The organism is Spirillospora sp. NPDC127506, assembly GCF_040302145.1.
Taxonomy (GTDB): Bacteria; Actinomycetota; Actinomycetes; order Streptosporangiales; family Streptosporangiaceae; genus Spirillospora.
In genome coordinates this window covers 1-2938 of record NZ_JBEORG010000094.1, presented here as the reverse complement: position 1 = coordinate 2938, position 2938 = coordinate 1, and the positions used below count along the sequence as shown (strand labels likewise).

The window sequence follows — 2938 nt, the reverse complement described above, 5'->3', positions numbered from 1 at the left end:
CGCGGCAGCGCGCTGAGCCTCCCCGCCGCGTCGCCGAGCGGGCGCGCCGCGCGGGCCTGGCCGGGCCGTCCGGCGGGCCGCTGACCGCGCGGGAGTCGGAGGTGATCCGGCTGCTGGCGCGGGGCCGCTCCAACCGGGAGATCGCCGAGGAGCTGGTCATCTCCCCCAAGACCGCCAGCGTGCACGTCTCCCACATCCTCGCCAAGCTCGGCGTCTCCTCCCGCGGCGAGGCGGTCGCGGCCGCCCGCGACCGCGGCCTCGCCTAGGGGCCTCCCAGAAGACCCGCCCGGGAGATAAGCCGCCGGCTTATGGCTCGCGGCCCCTCCTTACGGCGACGGTCGGAGGCATGGAAGCCGCCGTGCACACCTCCGGGCTGCGCCGCGTCTACGAGCGCGGCCGCCGGGATCCCGTCGTCGCCCTGGACGGCCTGACCCTGTCCGTCGGGCAGAACGAGATCCACGGGCTGCTCGGCCCGAACGGGGCGGGCAAGACCACCCTCATCAAGATCCTTTCCACCGTGCTGCTGCCGTCGGGCGGGTCGGCGCGGATCCTCGGCCACGACGTCGTGGACCGCACACGCGCCGTCCGGTCGCTGGTCGGGCTGGTCCTCGGCGGCGACCGGGGCCTCTACGACCGGCTGTCCGCCCGCCGGAACCTGCTGTTCTGGGGCGCGCTGTACAAGCTCGACGCCCGCACGACCCGCCGCCGCGCCGGCGCGCTGCTGGAACGGGTCGGCCTCGCCGACCGCGCGGACGACCGCGTGGAGCGGTTCTCGCGCGGCATGCGGCAGCGGCTGCACCTGGCGCGCGGCCTGCTGCACGAGCCGCGGGTGCTGTTCCTGGACGAGCCGACGTCCGGGCTCGACCCGGTCGCGGCGGGGGCGTTCCGGCGGCTGGTCCTCGACCTGCGCGCGGAGGGCCGCACGTTCCTGCTCGCCACGCACGACATGGACGAGGCCACGGCGCTGTGCGACCGGGTGACGCTCATCGACCGCGGCCGGATGCTGCTGAGCGCCGACACCGCCCGGGTCGGGAGGTTCCTCGGCGAGCGGGAGTGCGTCGACTTCACCCACCCCGACCCGTCCGTCGCCGGCGCCCTGGCCGTGCTGCCGGACGTGCTCGACGTCGAGCGGCGGGACGGGGCCGCCTGGCGCGCCCACACGGCCGACCGGGACGGCACCCGCCGCGTCCTCGCCTGGCTGCTGGACCGCGACGTCCTCACCGCCCGGCGCGGCGAGCCGACGCTCGAAGAGGTCTACCTCCGCACGGTCGGCGACCGCGGGATGCGGGTATGAGCGCGCCCCGCGCGATGTGGCGCGCGATGTGGCGGGCGGTGCTGCTGCAGGCGGCGCTGTCGCGGCGCGAACCGGAGCACGCGCTCATCCTGCTCATCGCGCCCATGCAGACCACGACGATGCTGGCGCTGACCGTGACGGCGGACCGCCCGGACGTCGTCGCGAACGCCGTGCTGGCGCCGGGCCTGATCGGGCTCTGGGTCGCCGCGCTCGACTACGCCGGGCGCATCGTCCCCGAGGACCGCTGGGCCGGCCGGTTCTCCCCCATGATCGCGGCGCCCGTGCCGCTCGGCCCGGTGGTGGCCGGGCGGGTCGCGATGGTCGTGCTGGTGGGCGCCGCGGCGTTCGCGGAGTCGTGGCTGGTGGCGGCGGTCGGTTTCGGCCGGGTCGTGGCGGTCGCCGACCCCGCGCTGTTCGCGCTCGCGGTCGCGGTCACCTGCCTGGCGACGATCGGGACGGCGACGCTCCTGTCGGCGGTGCTCGTGGTGTCGCGGGCGCGGGACGTCCTGCAGAACTCCCTGGGCTACCCGTTCTACATCCTCGGCGGGATCCTCGTCCCGGTCGCGGCGCTGCCCGGCTGGCTGCACCCGTTCAGCCGGGTGGTGTTCCTGTCGTGGAGCGCGGAGCTGCTGCGCGGCGCCGTGCGCGGCGATGCGGACGGCCGGCCCTGGTCGGTCGCGGCCGTCCTCGGGCTGGGCGCGGCGGCCATGGCGGCGGGGCTGTGGCTGACGCGCCGCTACGTCGACCGGGCCCGCGGGCGGGGGACGGTGGAGTTCGCATGAGGCACGTGCTCCGGATCGTCCGGGAGGCGCTGATCCTGGGGTTCGCCGAGATGAGCGCCGTCTACACCTGGCGGACATGGACGTTCGGGTGGCTGATGCGGCTGCTCTGCCAGGCAACGTTCTACGCGCTGCTGGGCCGCTACGTCGGCGACGAGGCCACGATGAGGTACGTGCTGGTCGGCAACATCGTGGTGCTGGCCTGCATGGAGTCCACCATCGTGGTGATCTCGCTGGCCGGTGAGCGGCGCATGGGGACGCTGCCGCTGCTGGCCATCGCGCCGTCCGGGCACCTGCCGGTGTACCTCGGGCGGGGGCTCCAGTGGACGGTGACGGGGCTGGCCAGCTCGTCGGTCGCCTGGCTCGTCCTGCCGCCGCTCCTCGGCGTCCCGCTGCCCTGGCCGCGCGCCGGCTGGGCCATTCCGGTCGTCCTGCTCGTCCTCGTCAGCAGCTACGGGTACGGGTGCGCGCTCGCGGGCATCGCGCTGCGGCTGCGCGGCGTCGAATGGCTGGTGCTGAACCTCGCCTACGGGATCGTGATGACGTTCGGCGGCGTGAACGTCCCCGTCGGGGTCTGGCCCGCGCCGCTCGAATACGCGGCGCACGCGCTGCCGGTCGTCCACGGGCTGGAGGCGGTGCGCGGAATCCTCGGCGGCGCGCCCGTCGGCCACGTCATGGGGCTGCTCGGCGCCGAGGCCCTGGTCGGCGCCTGCTGGTACGCGGTGGCCGCGCTGTCGATGGACCGGCTCGTGTCCGCCGGACGCCGCGACGGCGGCCTCGACTACGCGGGCTGACCGGCGGGCCGGCACGCGGACGCGCCCCCCCCGGGGCGGTCGGGGCCGCGTCCGGGGACGTCAGGCGCCGC

General features: G+C 75.8%; 4 protein-coding genes. All 4 read left to right on the top strand.

Features of this window, described 5'->3' with window-relative positions; translation table 11 throughout:
* The coding region (locus ABTW95_RS35575) for a response regulator transcription factor (RefSeq protein WP_500228624.1) at nt 1-266 on the top strand (266 nt) is incomplete at its 5' end.
* A gap of 80 nt (nt 267-346) precedes the next feature.
* Entirely contained in the window at nt 347-1294 is a 948-nt protein-coding gene (locus tag ABTW95_RS35570; protein ID WP_396453231.1) for an ABC transporter ATP-binding protein, read from the top strand.
* Nucleotides 1291-2076, top strand: a complete 786-nt coding sequence (locus tag ABTW95_RS35565) for an ABC transporter permease (RefSeq protein ID WP_396453233.1) — start codon at nt 1291-1293, stop codon at nt 2074-2076. The genes ABTW95_RS35570 and ABTW95_RS35565 overlap by 4 nt, the downstream gene beginning before the upstream one ends.
* Complete coding sequence (locus tag ABTW95_RS35560; RefSeq protein WP_396453234.1) at nt 2073-2867, top strand: ABC transporter permease; 795 nt, start codon at nt 2073-2075, stop codon at nt 2865-2867. The genes ABTW95_RS35565 and ABTW95_RS35560 overlap by 4 nt, the downstream gene beginning before the upstream one ends.
* Nucleotides 2868-2938: the final 71 nt, after the last annotated feature.

Excerpts from the sequence above, each read along its gene's own strand:
- ABTW95_RS35565 (WP_396453233.1), top strand. The coding sequence starts at position 1,291 with ATGAGCGCGCCCCGCGCGATGTGGCGCGCGATGTGGCGGGCGGTGCTG.
- ABTW95_RS35560 (WP_396453234.1), top strand. The coding sequence starts at position 2,073 with ATGAGGCACGTGCTCCGGATCGTCCGGGAGGCGCTGATCCTGGGGTTC.
- ABTW95_RS35570 (WP_396453231.1), top strand. The coding sequence starts at position 347 with ATGGAAGCCGCCGTGCACACCTCCGGGCTGCGCCGCGTCTACGAGCGC.